Raw genomic sequence first — 17,717 nt, forward strand, 5'->3', positions numbered from 1 at the left:
GGAACGCCCGCTGTGCTTCGGCTGGCATCGCGGCGTAGGAGATCTCGAGGCTGGCCGTCACGCTCACCTCGCCGACGGCCAGCTCGGCGAGCCGGGCGCGGGCGTGTTGGTCTCGACACCGCTCGCTTCGCTCGCGGGCTCGACCGACGGTGGGGCGGACTTCTGCTCAAGACACGCGACGAACTGGCCGAGAAGCTTGTCGGAGACGTCCTGCATCACCCCGCGACCGAACTGGGCGGGCTTGCCGGTGACGGCGAGATCGGTGACGATCTCGACCTTCGTGCCGGTGCCCTCCGCGGCCATCGTCAACGTCGCGTTGGCGCCGGCGGTGCCGTTGCCCCGCTTGTCCCGTCCCTTGGCCTCGACGACCAGGCGGCGGGCGGCCTCGTCCTTCTCTACGAAGGTCCCGGAGCCGGCGTAGACCATGGCGATCGGGCCGAGCTTGACCTTCACCGTGCCGGTGAAGGTGTCGCCCTCGGCCGAGGTGACCTGGGCTCCCGGAAAGCACTCGGCCATCGAGCCAATGTCCAGGAAGCTGTTCCAGGTCTCCTCGACCGAGGTCGGAACCGTGAACTGGTGCGTCAGGTCCACGCCTCAGCCCCCGAGGGCCTTCGTGATGGCGCGGCGGGTCAGCACCGTGACCAGGTGACGCCGGTAGTCGGCGTCGCCGTTGAGGTCGGAGGGCGGCTCGGCGCCGTCCGCGGCCAGGGCCGCGGCGTTGCGTACGACCTCCTCGGTGGCCTGCTGACCGACCAGCGCCTGCTCGACGCCGGCGGCACGCAACGGGGTCGAGCCCATGTTGGTGAGACCGATCGCCGCGCCCTCGATCACGCCGCCGTTGACCTTGAGGGTCGCGCCGACAGCGCAGATCGGCCACTGGTGGGCGACCCGGACGAACTTCTCGTAGTGGGCCGTCCATCCGGTGTGCTTCGGGATGCGTACGCCGATGAGCAGTTCGTCCTCGGAGACGGCCGTCTCGAAGAGCCCCTGGAAGAACTCAGCACCCGGGACGACCCGCTCCCCGGCCGGCCCGGCGATGACGAACTCGGCGTCCAGGGCAAGGGCCGGGGCTCCGAGGTCGCCCGCCGGGTCGGCGTGGGCGAGCGCGCCACCGAACGTGCCGCGGTGGCGTACCTGCTCGTCGGCGACCGTCGCCGTGGCATGCGCGATCAGCGCCGCGTGCTCGGCGACCAGAGGATCGGCCGCGACGTCACAGTGGCGGGTCATGGCGCCGACGAAGATCGCCGCACCCTCGTCGCGTACGCCGCGGAGCGAGTCGATGCGACCGAGGTCGATGACCCACTCCGGGGCGTTGAGGCGCATCCGCAGCACCGGCAACAGGCTCTGCCCGCCGGCGATGATCTTGGCCTCGTCGCCGTACTGCGCGAGGGCGGCCAGCGCCTCTTCGACCGTGGTCGGGGCGACGTAGTCGAACGATGCGGGAATCACTGGACGTCTCCTTCAGTGCGGTCGACGTTCCCGGACATGCCCGTCGACGGATCGAAGTGTGCTGCGGCCGCACCGGTGGTCTCGCCACCGGCCGAGCCCTCGTTGATCGCCCGCCACACCCGTTCGGGCGTGCAGGGCATGGTGACGTCGTGCACGCCCAGCGGGCGCAGCGCGTCGACGACCGCGTTGACCACCGCCGGCGTGGAGGCGATCGTGCCGGCCTCGCCGACGCCCTTGGTGCCGAGCGTGTTGGTGGTCGCGGGCGAGGTGGTGTGGTCGATGTCGAAGCTGATCGTGTCGGCGGCGGTCGGCAGCAGGTAGTCCACGAAACTCCCCGAGACGAGCGTCCCGGCGTCGTCGTAGACCGCGTCCTCCCACAGCGCCTGGGCGATGCCTTGGACCAGGCCACCGTGCACCTGACCTGCGACGATGAGCGGGTTGATGATGTTGCCGATGTCGTCGCAGCAGACGTACTTCCGCATCTTCACCTGGCCGGTCTCGGTGTCGACCTCCATCGCGCACAGGTGGGTTCCGTGCGGGAAGTTGAAGTTCTCCGGGTCGAAGGTGGCCTCGGAGTCGAGGTTGGCCTCAACGCCGTCGGGCAGGTTGTGCGCGGCGAAGACCGCCGTGGACAGCTCGCCGATGGACATGCCCTGGTCGGTGCCGCGCACCGTCCACTTGCCGCCGGTGAACTCCATGTCGTCGACGCTCGCCTCGAGCAGGTGGGCCGCGATCGGCTTGGCCTTCTCGAGCACCTTGTCGGCAGCCCGCACCAGCGCCTCACCACCCACGACCAGCGACCTGGACCCGTAGGTGTCGTAGCCCTTGGCCGCGATCTGGGTGTCGCCGTGGAGCACCTCGACGTCCTCGAAGGCCACGCCGAGACGGTCCGCCACGATCTGGCTGAACGCGGTCTCGTGGCCCTGTCCGTGCGCGCTGGCGCCGGTGATGACCTCGACCTTGCCGGTCGGCGTCAGTCGCACCTGGGCGTGCTCCCAGCCACCGGCGCCGTAGTCGAGGCTGCCGAGGACCCGGGACGGAGCCAGACCGCACATCTCGGTGAAGGTGGAGATGCCGATGCCGAGCTGGACCGGGTCGTTGTTGGCGCGGCGCTGCTGCTGCTCGGCGCGGAGCTCGTCATAGCCGAACATCTCCTTCGCCTTGGCGGTCGCCGCCTCGTAGTTCCCGGAGTCGTACGTCAGCCCGGCGATGGTCGTGAACGGGAACTCCTCGTGCTTGATCCAGTTCTTCTCCCGGATCTCGAGCGGGTCGACCCCGACCTCGGCGGCCAGCTCGTCCATCAGCCGCTCGATGGCGTACGTCGCCTCCGGCCGCCCAGCGCCGCGATAGGCGTCGGTCCAGGTGGTGTTGGTGAACACCGTTTGGCAGTTGAACTGATAGGCCGGGAACTTGTAGATCGCGTTGAACATGAAGGCGCCGAGGACCGGGACACCGCCGCCGACGATGGCGACGTACGCCCCCAGGTTGGCGTCGAGCTCGACCTTGAGGCCGGTGACCTGACCGTCCCTCGTGGCTGAGAGGGTCAGCTTCTGGATCTGGTCGCGACCGTGGTGAGCGGAGACCAGCGACTCGGAGCGGGTCTCGGTGTACTTCACCGGCTTGCCGAGCCGGCGGGCGATCGCGAAGACGATCATCTCCTCCGGCGTCTGCTGGAGCTTGCCACCGAAGCCGCCGCCGACATCGGGCGCGATCACCCGGATCTTCGACTCGGACACACCCGTGGTCGCGGCCAACGCGAACCGCAGGATGTGCGGGATCTGGGTGGCGCTCCACACCGTGATCTGCTCACCGGTCGGGTCGCACACAACGCTGCGAGGCTCCATGAACGCCGGGATCAGGCGCTGCTGGCGGTAGGTCCGCTCGATGACGATGCCGTCACTCTTCGCGGAAGCGATGGCCTCGTCGACGTTGCCACCGGTGCCGGCCTGGGCGCTGTCGAATACCCACAGGGCGGACTTGTTGGTGCCGAGGTCGGGGTGTGCGAGCACCTCGTCCTTGACCGCCTCCTCGAGAGAGACGACCGCGGGGAGCTCCTCGTAGTCGACCTCGACCATCTCGGCGGCGTCCCGTGCGGCGGCCGCGGACCGGGCGGCAACGATCGCGACGATCTCACCGGCGAAGGTGACCCGGTCGGTGGCGACCGGCGGGTGGGCCGGCGTCTTCTGGTCGGGCGTGATCGGCCAGGCGTTGATGCAGACGCCGAGGCTCTCGTCGAAGTCCTTGGCGGCCAGCACGGTCACCACGCCCTCGGAGTCCTCCGCGGCGCTGGTGTCGATGCCGGTGATCCGGGCGTGGGCGAAGGGGCTGCGCACCATCGCGAGGTGAAGCATCCCGGGCAGGTTGATGTTGTCGGTCCAGCGGGTCCGTCCCGTGATCAGGCGCGCGTCCTCCTTGCGGCGACGGTCGCGGCCGATCTCGTTGGTCTGCTCCGGACGAGCTTCTACGGCGGTCACAGCGCGTCCACCTCCTCGGTGGCGCCGCGCGGGTTGGCGGCCGTGGCCAGGTGGCCGCTGGCGTACTGCACCGCGCGGACGATGTTGTGGTAGCCCGTGCAGCGACACAGGTTGCCCTCGATGCCCTCACGGATCTCGTCCTCGCTGGGCTGAGGGTTGCGCTTGAGCAGGTCGACGGACTGCATGATCATGCCCGGCGTACAGAATCCGCACTGCAGACCGTGGCACTCGCGGAATGCCTCCTGGACCGGGTGGAGGTCGCTCTCGACCGTGTCGGCGAGGCCCTCGATCGTGGTCACCTCGCACCCGTCGGCCTGCACCGCGAGCACGTTGCACGACTTCACCGAGTCACCGTCGAGATGGACCGTGCAGGCGCCGCAGTTGCTGGTGTCGCAACCGATCACCGTGCCGGTCTTGCCGAGTCCTTCGCGAAGGTACTGCACGAGCAGCGTTCGCGGTTCGACGTCGTCGGTGACTTTCATACCGTCGACGCGCATGCTGATCCGGGCCATGTTGTCTCCCTGCCAGACGTCACTGTGTGGGCCAGATCACAGTAGGACGCGCAGGGTTGGGCCCCGGTTGGCTGCTCGGGTGGCGTACCCGTTCTTGGTCAGCGGCTGGCAGCCAGGCGTGCCCTGAGCAGGGGCAACGCGGGGTGCGCGCTGCCGCCCAGGCGGCGCAGGCAGACGTCGACGACCTCGGTGTCGTACGGAGCCAGCTCGCTGTAGCTGAGCACCGCATCGGGCTGCGGGTCGGCGATCAGCGCCTCGCGCAGCGCGACCGCGACGTACTCGGCCATCTCGGCCAGCGCCGGGCTGTTGGTGCCGGGCAGAAGATCACCGCCGTACGCCTCCACAGCAGCGGCCACCCGGCCGTGCCGGACCAGGGCGAGGACCTGCTCGACGTCGGTCACGACCGGCATCAGCAGGCGGTAAGGCCTTGATGCAACCTGACCACCGAGCGCGTGGCGTAGGTGGGAGACCTCGGCCTTGAGCGTGGAGAAGGTGACCGCCTGGTCGCCGTAGACCATCGCGTGCAGCCGCTCCAGCGAGAGGCCCTCGGGGTGGAGCGCGAGCAGGGCGAGGATCTCGGTCTGGCGGCGGTTGAGCAGCAGTCGCTGCCCGTCGAGCCAGGTCTCGGCGGTGCCGAGCAGAGTCAGCACCAGGCCCGGTTGCTCGATCGCCTCGTCGCTGCCCCGCTGGGTCGGCATCTTCGGCAGCGCGCCCTCGATGAGGCGCGCCATCACGCGGGCGGTGGCCAGCCCGATCGGGTGAGTGCGGTCCCAGGTCGTGGAGAGGTCGAGGACACCGAGGTGCTTGCCGGTGACCGGGTCGTGGAGCGGCGCGGCCCAGCAGACCCAGTTGTGCACGACCTCCGCATAGTGCTCGGGGCCGAAGACCATCGTCGGGGCGTTGTTCCGGTTGGCGAGGTCGAGCGCGTTGGTGCCGGCGCTCTCGTCGTCCCAGCGGCCGCCCGGCACGAAGTTGACCGACTCCGCCTTACGCCGCATAACCCGCCCGCCGTACGTCCACAGCACCCGGGTGTCGGGGTCGGTCACCGCGATGACCAGGTCACCGTCATCAGCGGTGCACCGCAGCTCCTCCTCGACCCGCTCGACCGCCACCTGGAGCGGCGACCCGCGCCACATCTCGCGCGTCTCGTCCTCGTCCGCCAGCGGCGCCTCGCGCACGTCGGGCCTGACGGCCGTTGCCGACCGCGTCCAGCTGGTCAGGATCTCCGGCCTGACGAAGTCCTCGGCGGCATCGCCGCTCTCCACGAAGGCGGTCCACGCCCGCGCCGCGCTGATACGGCGCTCCTGCAGATCGCTGTGAACCATCACTCCCCCTTTGGAGCTCGGCCCTGTGAGGCTCGGTTCTGCCAAGGTAGCACCCTGTGACGCACCTCACGATCCCCTCCGCGGTACCCACTCGTGCCACGCTCCATCGCGGCTCCCACGGCGGTGTCACAGTGGGTGCATGAGGACGCGCACCGCCACGACCTGGGCCGACTTCGAGACCGCGGCCGGACTGCAGGTCGACTTCAACACCGAGTACGACTACCCCGCCCCGCCCGCCGACGAGCTCGCCCGCCACTTCAGCCGGCTCGTCGAGAATGGGGACACGACTGTGATGCTGATCGGCGACCCCGCGGTCGGCCACGGCATCACCCGCTTCCGCCTGCAGACCACGGCCGACGAGCTCGAGGCCTACCTCGCCGAGCTGTACGTCGTGCCCGACCGCCGCGGGCACGGCCTCGGCACCATCCTGCTGCAGGCGATCATCGACGAGGCGAAGACCCGCGGCGCGACGTACATGGACCTGGGGACGAGCGAGGACGACACCTCGGCCCGCGCGCTGTACGAGAAGTTCGGCTTCGACAACCACGAGGGCCGCGGCTCCGGGCCCCGGGCGCTCTACTACGAGAAGGAGCTGTAGCGCATCCGCGTCAGCGGTACTCCACGTCCTGGTGGATCCGGCCGTTCGTGGTGGCCAGGCGCTCGCCGGAGCCGCCCCAGCGGCCGGCGATGATCTCGGCGGCGATGGAGATCGCGGTCTCCTCCGGCGTACGGGCGCCGAGGTCGAGGCCGATGGGGCTGCTCAGGCGGGCGATCTCCTCGTCGGTGAGGCCGGCGTCGACCAGGCGGGCGAGGCGGTCGTCGTGGGTGCGGCGGGAGCCCATCGCGCCGACGTAGGCGATGTTTGGGAGGCGGAGGGCGACCTCGAGGAGAGGTACGTCGAACTTCGGGTCGTGGGTGAGGACGGCGATCACGGTGCGCTGGTCGATGCGGCCGGCCTCGACCTCCTGGGTCAGGAAGCGGTGGGGCCAGTCGACGACGACCTCGTCGGCCTCGGGGAAGCGCGAGTTGGTGGCGAAGACCGGGCGGGCGTCGCAGACGGTGACGTGATAGCCGAGGAACGCACCGACGCGGGCGACGGCGGCGGCGAAGTCGATCGCGCCGAAGACGAGCATCCTGGGCTTGGGCGCGAAGGACCAGACGAAGACCCGCATGCCCTCACCGCGGCGCTCGCCGTCGATGCCATAGCTCAGGGTCTGGTTGGTGCCGTGGGCCAAGAGCCCCAGCGCGTCGTCGTGGACGGCGTCGTCCATCCGGGCGCTGCCCAGCGATCCCTTGACCCCTTCGGGGCGGATGAGGACGCGGCGCCCGAGGATCTCGGGGTCGGGGTGCTCGATGACGGTCGCCAGGGCGACGGGGCTGCCGCTGCGTACGTCTTCGGCGAGCTCTCCGAGCTCCGGGAAGGTCTCCTGCGACACCTTCTCGACGAAGACGTCGAGGATGCCGCCGCAGGTCAGCCCCACCGCGAAGGCGTCGTCGTCGGAGACGCCGTAGCGGTTGAGCTCCGGCACACCGGTCTCCGCGACCTCGCGAGCGACCTCGTAGACGGCTCCTTCGACACAGCCACCGGAGACGGATCCGACCGCGCTCTCGTCGGGACCGACGAGCATCGAGGCGCCCGGCGGCCTGGGGGCCGACTGGAACGTCGCCACCACGGTGGCCACCGCCACGGTCTCGCCGGATTCCCACCACTTCATCAGATCGTCGAGTACGTCACGCACGCGCGATCACCTCCACCAGATCCTCGTACGTCGCCAGGGAATGTCCGGCGACGAAGTCGTCCACGTGCGGCAGCACCGCGACGATGCCTCGCTGTAGTGGTTCATATCCAACCTTGCCACGATGTGGGTTGGCCCACACCACGCGATGGGCGAGACGGTGAAGTCTCGCCGCCTGCTCCTCGAGGAGGGCGGTGTCGCCGCGCTCCCAGCCGTCGCTCGCGATGACCACCACCGCACCTCTGGCCAGTCCCTGGTGTCGCCGCAGGAACGCCTGCAGGTTGTCCCCGAGCCGGGTCCCGCCCGACCAGTCGGGCACCGTCTCGCCGGCCGCGACGAGTGCGCGGTCGGGGTCGCGGTGGCGCAGCGCGCGGGTGACGTTGGTGAGCCTGGTGCCCATGGTGAACACCGAGCCGCTCCCGGTCGTCGAGCTCACCCGGTGGGCGACCCGCAGCAGTACGTCGGCGTACGAGCTCATCGATCCGGACACGTCGATCAGCCATACGACGCGGCGCGGCCGCTCGCCACGCCTGCGGTAGTGGATCCCGGCCGGCTCGCCGAGGTGTCGCAGGCTGGCCCGCAGGGTGCGATGGGCATCGACGCGCCCTCGCCGCCAGGGGTCCTGACGCGGCGTCCTCCGTCGTGGCGCCCGTGGGCGGAGCCGCGCGATCAGGGTCGCCAGGCGCTCCTGCTCGGCCGGGTCGAGGTCGGCGACGTCGCGATGGCGGAGCGTCTCGATCTCGCTGGCGCGCGCCCTGATGAGGTCGTCGGTCTCCTCGCCCTCTCCCTCGCCTTCCTGCGGCTCGGTCTCGGGCAGGGTCGAGGTGACCGAGACCGTACGCGGCGGCCCCTGCGGCCCCGGCAGCGTCGCGGTCGACCCGAACCAGGCCTCGAAGACCTGGTCGTAGCGGCGCAGGTCGTCGGGGCCGGCGCACAGCGTCGCCCGTCCGGCGGTGTAGGTGGCGGTCGGGTCACCGGCGCCGACGATCGCGGTCGCCTGCAGGAACCCGTGGGCGCGGTCCTGGGTCACCTGCACCCCGGCCGCTCTGAGCGCCCGGGTGAAGCCGAGGAAGATCGCTGTCGGAATACCCGGTTCACCGGGTATTCCTGCACTTCTCTGGCGTTGCATTGCCTGAGAAGTGCCAGTTTTGCCAGAGAAGTCGGTCACGTCAGGAGCCGATCCAGGGCAGCCCGGACGCGGTCGGCGTCCTCGCGGTGCTTGACGAGCGCGCCGAGCGTCGCGGCGGCGCTCTCCAGGTCCATCTCGGACACTCCGAGGTGGTGCAGGGCACGGGCCCAGTCGAGGGTCTCGGCGACGCCTGGGGGCTTGAGCAGAGCGTTCGCGCCCTCGGCGCTGCGCAACTGCTGGACCACGGTGACGACCTGGCGGGCGAGCTCGTCGGCGACTTCGGGGGCTCGGCTTCGTACGATCTCGATCTCGCGGGCCAGGCCCGGGTGGTCGATCCAGTGGTAGAGGCAGCGGCGCTTGAGGGCGTCGTGGAGCTCGCGGGTGCGGTTGGAGGTGAGCACGACGACCGGCGGGACCGTCGCCGCGACGGTCCCGAACTCCGGGATCGTCACCTGGTAGGTGGACAGCACCTCGAGCAGGAACGCCTCGAACTCGTCGTCGGCCCGGTCGACCTCATCGACGAGCAGCACCGACGGTGCCTGACGCAGCGCGGCCAGCACCGGTCGGGCGAGCAGGAACCGCTCGTCGTAGAGGGACTTCTCGGCCTCCTCCACCTCCCCCGCGCCACCGGCCGCCTCGAGGGCGCGCAGATGGAGGATCTGGCGGGCGAAGTCCCAGTCGTAGAGCGCCTGGGTGGCGTCGATCCCCTCGTAGCACTGCAGCCTCACCAGCGGCAGGTCGAGCGCCTCCGCGACAGCCTCCGCGAGTGCGGTCTTCCCGGTCCCGGGCTCGCCCTCGAGCAGCAGCGGCCGCTGCATCCTCAGCCCGAGGAACGTCACCGTCGCCAGCTCCGGGTCGGCCAGGTATCCGGTCGCCGCCAGGCGGTCAGCGATCTCCTGGGGCGTCAGGTCCATGTCCTGAGCCTAGAACGCGAAGCGTTGGCTCAGGGTTGGACAACCTCTTAGGAGGGGGTGAACGAATTTCGTTCAGCGCCGGTCGACGTCGTTCCCGCCGGCCAGGTCGCCGCATTCGACCAGGCGTACGTCATGGGTCTTCAGGTAGCCCCGGGCGCCCTGGTCGCCGACGGCCGCCTCGATGACCCCCGCCCAGTGGTCGCGCCCGATCAGCACCGGATGGCCCGGAACCCCGGCGTACGCCGCCCGCGCCAGCCCAGTGGTCGAGCCGGTCGTCGAGCCGGTCGAGACCACCCGAGAGACCACATCAGGCCCCACGTCCGGCAGGTCTACGAGGTGAACCACAGCAGCCTCGGCATCCGACCCGAGCGCCGCCAGGCCGACCCGCAGCGACGCCCCCATCCCCTCGTCCCAGTCCTCGGCGACGACGATCCGCTGATCGGCCGGGAGCAGCGCCCGCGCCTCGTCGGCCGCGGCGCCGAGCACGACGAGTACGTCGTCACAGCCACCGTCGCGCAACACGTCGATCGACCGCACCAGCCAGTCGTCGACCAGCGCCTTGGGCATCCCCATCCGCCGACCCGCGCCGGCGGCCAGGAGCAGGCCGGCGACCATCGTCACTTGAACGCGGCGGTGTAGAGCTTCTGCAGCTTCGCGCTCTTGACGTCGCTGTAGCCACAGCCGATGACCTTGGCATCACCATTGGCCGCGACGAGGTAGTTCTTGCCCTTCTCGAACTCGGGCATCGGGATCGTGCTCGGCGCGGGCAGCGTGATCCGGACGGTGTCGGTGCCACCGACGCCATCGGCGTACATCCACGTCTTCACCCGCAGCACGGCCTCGCTCTTGGTCACGCTCTCCGCGGTGCCCTCGAAGGCCAGCGCGGCGTTCTGGGAGAGCCACTTCGACGTCGGCGGGATGCACCGGGCGGCGTCCGCGACGACGGTCAGCTCGGTCGTCCCGGCGCCACCGGCCGGAGCGGACGACGACGGGACCGGCGCGGTCTCGGTGACCGTCGCGGTCGGCGACGGAGGCGCGGCATCAGGGTCCTCGGCAGTGTCGTCGGAGCTGAGGAGGCCGAAGGACGCGACTATCGCGACGAGCACGACCGCGGCGGCGATCACGGCCGCGCCCCAACGCCACGGTGACCGCGGCGGCTGCATCCCAGTCTTAGGTCCGAGGTCGACACTCATGCCAACATCATGCCCCATCACTGGGTGCCATCCAGGGACCCGCTGGAGGTCCGCACGTTGACACACGCAGGCGGGGCCCTGGCTTCGAAGAGCCCTGACCCCGCCCGCCGCTGCAGAACTTCACCCGGATATTCCCTTGGGCTTCAAAGCCCCCCAGATCCAGACGCTTCCCCGCAGTCGGCCACTGTGTGGAGCACCAATGTTGCGTTACCGAGCTGTTGTCGAGACAGTGTCGAAAGTCCCCAAAAAGATGGGACCGGTGGGCCCCTCCTCGTCGCCTGGTCAGGTCATGCCAGATGACGATCGAGGAACCCGATGACCCGCCGGATCGAGAGGTCCCACTGCGGCCCGAAGGCATGCTGCTCGCCTGGGTAGACCCATAGCCGATGACGTACGCCCGCGGTCTCCAGCAGGTCCCGCGTGGTGTAGGCCCACCGGATCGGGCAGGACTCGTCATTGGTCCCGTGGTGCATCTGGAGCGGGACCTCGATGCGGTCGAAGTATGTCCGCGCCGACAGCCCCTCCCAGAACTCCGGCTCCGTCTCGGGATCGCCGTACTGCCGGTAGAGCCGGGCCACCTCGTCGGGCCGCGACGGCACCGCCCACCGGTTGATGTTGTCGACGATGTCGGAGGAGACCGACGCGTACGTCACCCCGGCCCGCACCAGCCCCGGCTGGGCGACGAGCGCGTTCATCACCACTCCCCCGCCCATGGAGCGGCCGAGCAGCGCGGTGCGGTCGGGGTCGACGTACGGGAGTCGCTTCATCGCCTGGACGGCGTTGATGGTGTCGCGGGTGTAGCCGAGGCGGCTCTCGTCCTCCTCGGTTCCTTCAGGAATGGGGGACGATCCGGCGTGGCCGCGGTAGTCGGTGTGCAGGACGACAAAGCCCTCCCGGGCCAGCCGATCCTGCTCCCGCTTCAGCCCCTGCCCGGTGACGTAGATGTCGGTGTCGATGTGGCCGTGCGCGAAGACCACCCCGGGGAAAGGCCCTTGGCCGCGCGGCCGGAAGAGCACCCCGGTGATCGTCAGCGGGCCGCTCGGATAGCTGATCTCGAAGCGCCGGTACGCATCCGTGCTCCCCGACTCCCGCAGCACCTTCACCTCCCCGCCCGGGAAGTCCTCTCGCATCAACTGCGGGAGCGAGACCTTGTCGGTCACCGGCGGCAGCGTCTCCGACGGGCTCGGGGAGGGTGACGAGGGAGTCGCCGAGGTCGACGGTGTCGCTGGCCGGGACGACGGCGCAGCGGCCGGCTCGCCGGCACATCCAGCGAGAAGCACGGCCGAGATCGCCAGCGCCGACGCAGCCTTCAGGCCCATGTCGTCGAGAGTAGCCCTCGCCTCCACGATCCCAGGGAAAACGACAGGTGCCCCCGCCAACAGCGGGGGCACCTGTGTGTGCTCTAGCGAGACGGACTCAGAAGCCCATGCCGCCCATGTCACCCATGCCACCGGTCGGGTCGCCACCAGCGGCGGCCTTCTCCGGCTTGTCGGCCACGACGGCCTCGGTGGTGAGGAACAGCGCGGCGATCGACGCGGCGTTCTGCAGTGCCGAGCGGGTCACCTTGGCCGGGTCGATGATGCCCGCGGCCAGCAGGTCGACGTACTCACCCGTGGCGGCGTTGAGGCCGTGGCCCTGCGGGAGGCCGGCGACCTTCTCCGCCACGACGCCGCCCTCGAGGCCGGCGTTGATGGCGATCTGCTTCAGCGGCGCCGAGATGGCGGCCTTGACGATCGAGGCACCGGTGGCCTCGTCACCCTCGAGCTCGAGCTTCTCGAACGCGACGGCGGCGGCCTGGATCAGCGCGACACCACCGCCGGCGAGGATGCCCTCCTCGACAGCAGCCTTGGCGTTGCGGACGGCGTCCTCGATGCGGTGCTTGCGCTCCTTGAGCTCGACCTCGGTGGCCGCGCCGACCTTGATGACGGCCACGCCGCCGGCCAGCTTGGCGAGGCGCTCCTGGAGCTTCTCGCGGTCGTAGTCGGAGTCCGACTTCTCGATCTCGGCGCGGATCTGGTTGACCCTGCCCTCGATCTGACCCTGGTCGCCCGAACCCTCGACGATGGTGGTCTCGTCCTTGGTGATGACGACCTTGCGGGCCTGGCCGAGCAGCTCGATGCCGGCGGTCTCCAGGGAGAGGCCGACCTCCTCGGAGATGACCTGACCACCGGTGAGGATCGCGATGTCCTGCAGCATGGCCTTGCGGCGGTCACCGAAGCCCGGAGCCTTGACGGCGACGGACTTGAAGGTGCCCTTGATCTTGTTGACGACCAGCGTCGAGAGAGCCTCGCCGTCGACGTCCTCGGCCAGGATGACCAGCGGCTTGCCGGTCTGCATGACCTTCTCCAGGACCGGGATCAGGTCCTTGACGCTGGAGATCTTCGAGTTGACGATCAGGATGTACGGGTCGTCGAGGACGGTCTCCATACGCTCCGGGTCGGTCACGAAGTAGGCCGAGATGTAGCCCTTGTCGAAGCGCATACCCTCGGTCAGCTCGAGGTCGAGCCCGAAGGTGTTCGACTCCTCGACGGTGATGACGCCTTCCTTGCCGACCTTGTCCATCGCCTCGGCGATGATCTCGCCGACGGTGGTGTCAGCAGCGGAGATCGAGGCGGTAGCAGCGATCTGCTCCTTGGTCTCGATGTCCTTGGCCTGTGCGAGCAGCTGCTCGGTGACGGCGTCGACGGCCGCCTCGATGCCGCGCTTCAGGCCGGCCGGGTTGGCACCCGCGGCGACGTTGCGCAGGCCCTCGCGGACCAGCGCCTGGGCGAGAACGGTCGCGGTCGTCGTGCCGTCACCGGCGACGTCGTCGGTCTTCTTCGCGACCTCCTTGACCAGCTCGGCACCGATCTTCTCGTAGGGGTCCTCGAGCTCGATCTCCTTGGCGATGGAAACACCATCGTTGGTGATCGTGGGGGCACCCCACTTCTTCTCGAGCACGACATTGCGGCCCTTGGGACCGAGGGTGACCTTGACGGCGTCGGCGAGGGTGTTGAGACCCTTCTCCAGACCCCGACGGGCCTCCTCGTTGAAAGCGATGAGCTTCGGCATTGCTCCTGCGATCCTTCACTTGGGAAGTTCGTTGGATCCGGTCCGATGGGTTGCCCGCGACGGACGACGCCACTCCCGGCAGAACCCTTCCCTGCCGCTCGCGACGCCTCAACGTCACCGGTCCGGTTTATTGTCACTCTCATGGTAAGAGTGCCAGCCTCATGTTTAGCACTCGACCCCTGCGAGTGCAAGCGCCGGCAGGTGCCGGTCATGCCGCTCTCAGCGCCTCTGTCGGCGAGAGCCGCGCGGCTCTCGCGGCCGGGTAGACGCCCGCCAGAATGCCGATGAGGAGCGCCGCGGCCAGGCCGTAGCCGACCGACTCAGGTGGCATCGCGAAGGTGATCGCCTTCCACCGGGCGTACCCGAAGGTGATCACGGCCCCGGCCATCACTCCCAGTACGCCGCCGGCCAGCGAGAGCAGCAAGGCCTCGACCAGGAACTGCGTGCGGATATGGCGTCCGGTGGCACCCAGTGCCCGGCGCAGACCGATCTCGCGGCGCCGTTCGAGCACCGACATCACCATCACGTTGGCCGTGCCGACCGCGCCGACCAGCAGAGCGACCGCGCCCAGGCCCAGGAAGAGCGAGGTGAAGGCGTCCTCTGCCGCGGCCTTGGCGGCGATCACGTCGGAGGGACGTGAGACGTCGACGTTCTCGGGCGCCTCAGGATTGACCTGGGCCGCGAGTACGCCGCTGACCGCGTCCACCGCGTCCGGGGCCGTACGCACATAGAGCAGCGAGGGGTCCAACTCGTCGTCGAGATAGACCTCAGCGGCGTCATAGCCGACCAGCGCCGCCCGGTCGAGGTCCGGAGAGAGCGGCAACGGCTCCATGATGCCGACGACCTGCCAGGCCCGTCCGTCCATCCAGACCGAGACCCCGTTCCCGACCGAGGTGATTCCGAGCCGTTCCGCGGCCACCGATCCCAGCACCACGACCGGGAAGTCGTCGACCGCCGCATCGAGGAACCGGCCCTCGGCCATCTCTCCCGCCAGGGTGTCGAGGGTGTCGGGGGTGGCGGCCTTCGCCGAGAGCCCGTTGGTGCGGTAGGGATCAGCCAGCGAGCTCCGCAGCGGAACGGCAGACAGGTCGGTGACCTGTGCGACTTCCTCCACGGGCTCGATGTTGCGGGCCTGCGTGGCCGCGCTCTGGGGCATCGCGGTGTCGCCGCCCATTCCGAACCCCTCACCTGCCTTGGCCTCCAGCAGGTTGGTCCCCAGCGAGTCCAGCTGCTCGAGCAGGTCGGCCTGGGACGAGCGGGAGATGCCGAGCACGGCCACGACGGTCGCCACGCCGATCGCGATGCCGAAGGCGGAGAGCAGGCTGCGCAGCTTGCGTGCCCGCAACGCCCGGCCTCCGGCGCGGGCCTGGTCGGCGATCGAGACCCGGGACGGCTCCACCCGCGTACGTCGTGCGCTCATGCCGCCACCACCTGGGAGTCGTGCGTGATCAGGCCGTCACGGATCTCGACCTGGCGGGCCATCCGGGCGGCGACCTCGTGCTCGTGGGTGATCACCACGATCGTGGTGCCGTCGCGGTGCAGCTCGTCGAAGAGGTTGAGCACCTCCTCGCCGGAGTGGCTGTCCAGGTTGCCGGTGGGCTCGTCGGCGAAGACGATGGCCGGCCGGTTGAGCAGCGCGCGTGCGACCGCCACCCGCTGTCGCTCACCACCGGAGAGGATCCGTGGGTCGTGGCCGAGCCGATGGCCGAGGCCGACCCGCTCCAGCACCTCGCGAGCCCGGCGGGTGCGCTCGGAGCGGCGTATGCCGCTGTAGAGGAGGCCCTGCGCGACGTTCTCGGTCGCGGACAGACCGTCGATGAGGTGGAAGCTCTGGAAGACGAACCCGACACGGTGCGAGCGCAGCCCGGCCAGCTCGGCCTCGGAGAGGTCGGTGGTGTCGTACCCGTCGATCACCACAGCCCCGCTCGTGGGCCGCTCCAGGGTGCCGACGATGTGCAGCAGGGTCGACTTCCCCGATCCCGAGGGGCCGACGATAGCGACCTGCTCCCCGGCGCTGACCTGCAGGTTCACACCGTGGAGGACCTCCAGGTCACCGTAGCTCTTGCGTACGTCGCGCATCTCCAGGACGCTCGTGCGCTCACTCATCGGGCACCGCCACGGTGTCGCCCTCGGCCAGTCCTGCGGTGATCTCGACGAAGCCGTCGGCGTAGAGCCCGACCTCGACGCCGGTGAGCTTCTCGGTGTCGCCGGTGACCTTCTGGACACCGAAGCCGCCCTCGGCCAGAGCGACCAGGGCCGTCACCGGCACCGCGAGGGCGTCCTTCTTCGTCTCGCTGGTCAGGTCGACCGACACGGTGGCCAGGCTCATCCCCTCGGCGAGCTTCGGATCATCGAGGGTGAGGGTGATCGGGATGACCGAGGTCGTCTCGCCCTCGTTGCCCGTCGACTGCTCCAGGGCGCCGACCGAGGTGATCTTCGCCTTCGCCTCCTTGCCGCTGGGCAGGGTCACCGTCGCCGCGGCGCCGACCTTGGCGAGCGCCTCTGAGTCGGGGTCGAGACCGACCGCGACGACCTGATAGGTGCTGGCGGCCTGATAGAGCCCCGCGCCGCCGCCCGGCCCGACCTGTTGGCCGAGCGTCGCCTTGTGCGCCCCGATCCGGATCTTCCCCGGGGTGATCACGAAGTCGGCCGGGTCGGCCGTGCCGGTCTCCTCCAGGCCGTGGTCGGACTGGAAGTCGTAGAGGGCCGACTGCGTCGATTCCGTGAAGTCCTTGTCGACGGTGCCGGGGTCGTAGCCCATCTCCTTCAGGTTGCGCTCCAGGAGACGTACGTCCTTGGCGTCCTCGGAGCCCAGGTCGAGCGGGCGCCACATCGGAGTGGATCCGGTGAGCAGGATGACCGGCACGTCGTCGACGCGGTACGCCACGTCGCCCTGCTCGAGGACGCTGCCCTCCTCCGGCAGCGAGGTGAGCGTGCCCTGGGCGGAGCTGACGACGTCGAAGGAGTCGTCGTACTCCAAGGTGCCGCTGACCTGCTCGACGTCGGCGAGGGTACGTCGCTCGACACTCGCGGTGCTCCCCGGCGGCGCCTCCTCCGCAGCACCCTCGGCGGGGGTGAGGAAGCGGGTGTAGCCAGCGAAGCCGACGACGCCGAGCCCGGCGACCACCAGCAGCACGGCCGCGCCGGCCAGCACCGTCCGGCCCCGGCGACGGGGCGCGCGGGCGCTCACTGGGGACCCTTCCGCATCTCGTCCATGCCGGACTCCTCGGCACACTTCTTCTCGGCCGCCTGCACCTTCGGGTCCTCGGGGTCGATGCCTTCGGGCATGCGCATCATGACGCCGCCACCGCTGAAGTCCGGGTCGGGTACGTCCACGCCGTTCTCCCGCATGCAGGCGGCGAACTCGAGCACCCGGTCCTGCATCTCCTGGACCTGCTCGGGGTCGCGCTCACCTCCGATGCCACCTTCGGGACGCTTGTCCTCGCACGCCTTCATCGCCTTGTCGCGGACCTCGGCATCGGGCATCTCCCCGTTGCCGCCCGGCCCCTGGATCCGCACCCCACCGTCCTCGCTGAACTCCGGGTCGGGCATGTCCACGCCGTTCTCGCGCATGCAGGCCGCGAAGTCGAGCCACTGCTGCTCGACGTCCTCGGCGTCGACCGAGGGGCTCGCCGAGCTGTCGGCATCCTTGTCACTGAGGGTGGCCACGCCACCGTCGTCGGCGCCGCCGCACGCAGCCAGCGTGATCGCCAACAACGCGGCACCGATCGCCACGGTCATCCGTCGCATCTGGTCCTCCTGGTCGTCTCGTCCGTCCTTCGGATGACGCCGACGCTAGGAGTCCGCTTTGTGAGTCTTCGCTGGGCAACCTGAGAGGTCCGTGAAGAGACTCAGAGATCGCGCGGGTAGGGGCGCCGTCGCGAGCGTCGCGAGACGGGTGTGCTGGCAAGGCGGAGCCTCGAAGGCGGTCTGG

The 17,717-nt window shown here is 69.7% G+C and carries 17 protein-coding genes; 1 reads left to right on the forward strand and 16 read right to left on the reverse strand.

The features are described 5' to 3' along the window. Nucleotides 1-63 precede the first annotated feature (63 nt). The 5 genes from AB0F44_RS27895 to AB0F44_RS27915 all read right to left on the reverse strand — a co-directional run bounded on the left by AB0F44_RS27895 (nt 64) and on the right by AB0F44_RS27915 (nt 5,760). On the reverse strand, nt 64-591 hold the full coding sequence (locus tag AB0F44_RS27895; RefSeq protein WP_357360292.1) for an SRPBCC family protein: 528 nt from the start codon (nt 589-591) through the stop codon (nt 64-66). 3 nt (nt 592-594) lie between these two features. After that, on the reverse strand, nt 595-1,449 hold the full coding sequence (locus AB0F44_RS27900; RefSeq protein WP_357360294.1) for a xanthine dehydrogenase family protein subunit M: 855 nt from the start codon (nt 1,447-1,449) through the stop codon (nt 595-597). Continuing rightward, on the reverse strand, nt 1,446-3,923 hold the full coding sequence (locus AB0F44_RS27905) for a xanthine dehydrogenase family protein molybdopterin-binding subunit (protein ID WP_357360296.1): 2,478 nt from the start codon (nt 3,921-3,923) through the stop codon (nt 1,446-1,448). Before AB0F44_RS27905 ends, AB0F44_RS27900 begins: the two co-directional genes overlap by 4 nt. Continuing rightward, the gene (locus AB0F44_RS27910; protein WP_357360298.1) at nt 3,920-4,435 is read right to left on the reverse strand and encodes a (2Fe-2S)-binding protein; all 516 of its coding nucleotides are present in this window, start codon (nt 4,433-4,435) and stop codon (nt 3,920-3,922) included. The genes AB0F44_RS27905 and AB0F44_RS27910 overlap by 4 nt, the downstream gene beginning before the upstream one ends. A 98-nt stretch (nt 4,436-4,533) precedes the next feature. Then, entirely contained in the window at nt 4,534-5,760 is a 1,227-nt protein-coding gene (locus AB0F44_RS27915; protein WP_357360300.1) for a transcriptional regulator, read from the reverse strand. Nucleotides 5,761-5,899: 139 nt separating this feature from the next. Between AB0F44_RS27915 and AB0F44_RS27920 the strand changes: the two genes are divergently transcribed. Then, on the forward strand, nt 5,900-6,358 hold the full coding sequence (locus tag AB0F44_RS27920) for a GNAT family N-acetyltransferase (RefSeq protein WP_357360302.1): 459 nt from the start codon (nt 5,900-5,902) through the stop codon (nt 6,356-6,358). Nucleotides 6,359-6,368: 10 nt separating this feature from the next. On the opposite strand, the gene AB0F44_RS27925 is transcribed toward AB0F44_RS27920, so the two are convergent. From AB0F44_RS27925 to AB0F44_RS27975, 11 genes are all read right to left on the reverse strand, one after another. After that, nucleotides 6,369-7,499 (reverse strand): XdhC/CoxI family protein, encoded by a 1,131-nt coding sequence (locus tag AB0F44_RS27925; protein ID WP_357360304.1) that lies wholly within the window; start codon nt 7,497-7,499, stop codon nt 6,369-6,371. Continuing rightward, entirely contained in the window at nt 7,492-8,532 is a 1,041-nt protein-coding gene (locus AB0F44_RS27930; RefSeq protein WP_357360306.1) for a VWA domain-containing protein, read from the reverse strand. Before AB0F44_RS27930 ends, AB0F44_RS27925 begins: the two co-directional genes overlap by 8 nt. A gap of 128 nt (nt 8,533-8,660) precedes the next feature. Beyond that, nucleotides 8,661-9,539 (reverse strand): MoxR family ATPase, encoded by an 879-nt coding sequence (locus tag AB0F44_RS27935; RefSeq protein WP_357360308.1) that lies wholly within the window; start codon nt 9,537-9,539, stop codon nt 8,661-8,663. A gap of 72 nt (nt 9,540-9,611) precedes the next feature. Continuing rightward, nucleotides 9,612-10,154 carry a nucleotidyltransferase family protein gene (locus tag AB0F44_RS27940; RefSeq protein ID WP_357360342.1) on the reverse strand — a complete coding sequence of 181 codons (543 nt, stop codon included), beginning with the start codon at nt 10,152-10,154 and terminating at the stop codon, nt 9,612-9,614. A gap of 2 nt (nt 10,155-10,156) precedes the next feature. Continuing rightward, nucleotides 10,157-10,732: a hypothetical protein gene (locus AB0F44_RS27945; protein ID WP_357360310.1), complete on the reverse strand. Its 576-nt coding sequence runs from the start codon at nt 10,730-10,732 to the stop codon at nt 10,157-10,159. 287 nt (nt 10,733-11,019) lie between these two features. Continuing rightward, nucleotides 11,020-12,051: an alpha/beta fold hydrolase gene (locus AB0F44_RS27950; RefSeq protein WP_357360312.1), complete on the reverse strand. Its 1,032-nt coding sequence runs from the start codon at nt 12,049-12,051 to the stop codon at nt 11,020-11,022. Nucleotides 12,052-12,148: 97 nt separating this feature from the next. Then, nucleotides 12,149-13,783 carry a chaperonin GroEL gene (gene groL / locus AB0F44_RS27955; RefSeq protein WP_357360314.1) on the reverse strand — a complete coding sequence of 545 codons (1,635 nt, stop codon included), beginning with the start codon at nt 13,781-13,783 and terminating at the stop codon, nt 12,149-12,151. A 208-nt stretch (nt 13,784-13,991) separates the two neighbouring features. Beyond that, nucleotides 13,992-15,203 (reverse strand): ABC transporter permease, encoded by a 1,212-nt coding sequence (locus AB0F44_RS27960; protein WP_357360316.1) that lies wholly within the window; start codon nt 15,201-15,203, stop codon nt 13,992-13,994. Further along, the gene (locus AB0F44_RS27965; protein ID WP_357360318.1) at nt 15,200-15,889 is read right to left on the reverse strand and encodes an ABC transporter ATP-binding protein; all 690 of its coding nucleotides are present in this window, start codon (nt 15,887-15,889) and stop codon (nt 15,200-15,202) included. Before AB0F44_RS27965 ends, AB0F44_RS27960 begins: the two co-directional genes overlap by 4 nt. Then, complete coding sequence (locus tag AB0F44_RS27970; RefSeq protein ID WP_357360320.1) at nt 15,882-16,973, reverse strand: peptidoglycan-binding domain-containing protein; 1,092 nt, start codon at nt 16,971-16,973, stop codon at nt 15,882-15,884. Before AB0F44_RS27970 ends, AB0F44_RS27965 begins: the two co-directional genes overlap by 8 nt. Continuing rightward, nucleotides 16,970-17,533: a hypothetical protein gene (locus AB0F44_RS27975; RefSeq protein ID WP_357360322.1), complete on the reverse strand. Its 564-nt coding sequence runs from the start codon at nt 17,531-17,533 to the stop codon at nt 16,970-16,972. The genes AB0F44_RS27970 and AB0F44_RS27975 overlap by 4 nt, the downstream gene beginning before the upstream one ends. Nucleotides 17,534-17,717 lie beyond the last annotated feature (184 nt).

This window comes from Nocardioides sp. NPDC023903 (assembly GCF_040639295.1).
GTDB lineage: Bacteria > Actinomycetota > Actinomycetes > Propionibacteriales > Nocardioidaceae > Nocardioides.

What these genes read in the sequence shown, in the direction of transcription:
- AB0F44_RS27965 (WP_357360318.1), bottom strand. Translation starts at nt 15,889, where the DNA reads ATGAGTGAGCGCACGAGCGTCCTGGAGATGCGCGACGTACGCAAGAGC.
- AB0F44_RS27960 (WP_357360316.1), bottom strand. Translation starts at nt 15,203, where the DNA reads ATGAGCGCACGACGTACGCGGGTGGAGCCGTCCCGGGTCTCGATCGCC.
- AB0F44_RS27915 (WP_357360300.1), bottom strand. Translation starts at nt 5,760, where the DNA reads ATGGTTCACAGCGATCTGCAGGAGCGCCGTATCAGCGCGGCGCGGGCG.
- AB0F44_RS27950 (WP_357360312.1), bottom strand. Translation starts at nt 12,051, where the DNA reads ATGGGCCTGAAGGCTGCGTCGGCGCTGGCGATCTCGGCCGTGCTTCTC.
- AB0F44_RS27910 (WP_357360298.1), bottom strand. Translation starts at nt 4,435, where the DNA reads ATGGCCCGGATCAGCATGCGCGTCGACGGTATGAAAGTCACCGACGAC.
- AB0F44_RS27945 (WP_357360310.1), bottom strand. Translation starts at nt 10,732, where the DNA reads ATGAGTGTCGACCTCGGACCTAAGACTGGGATGCAGCCGCCGCGGTCA.
- AB0F44_RS27975 (WP_357360322.1), bottom strand. Translation starts at nt 17,533, where the DNA reads ATGCGACGGATGACCGTGGCGATCGGTGCCGCGTTGTTGGCGATCACG.
- AB0F44_RS27940 (WP_357360342.1), bottom strand. Translation starts at nt 10,154, where the DNA reads ATGGTCGCCGGCCTGCTCCTGGCCGCCGGCGCGGGTCGGCGGATGGGG.
- AB0F44_RS27920 (WP_357360302.1), top strand. Translation starts at nt 5,900, where the DNA reads ATGAGGACGCGCACCGCCACGACCTGGGCCGACTTCGAGACCGCGGCC.
- groL (WP_357360314.1), bottom strand. Translation starts at nt 13,783, where the DNA reads ATGCCGAAGCTCATCGCTTTCAACGAGGAGGCCCGTCGGGGTCTGGAG.
- AB0F44_RS27935 (WP_357360308.1), bottom strand. Translation starts at nt 9,539, where the DNA reads ATGGACCTGACGCCCCAGGAGATCGCTGACCGCCTGGCGGCGACCGGA.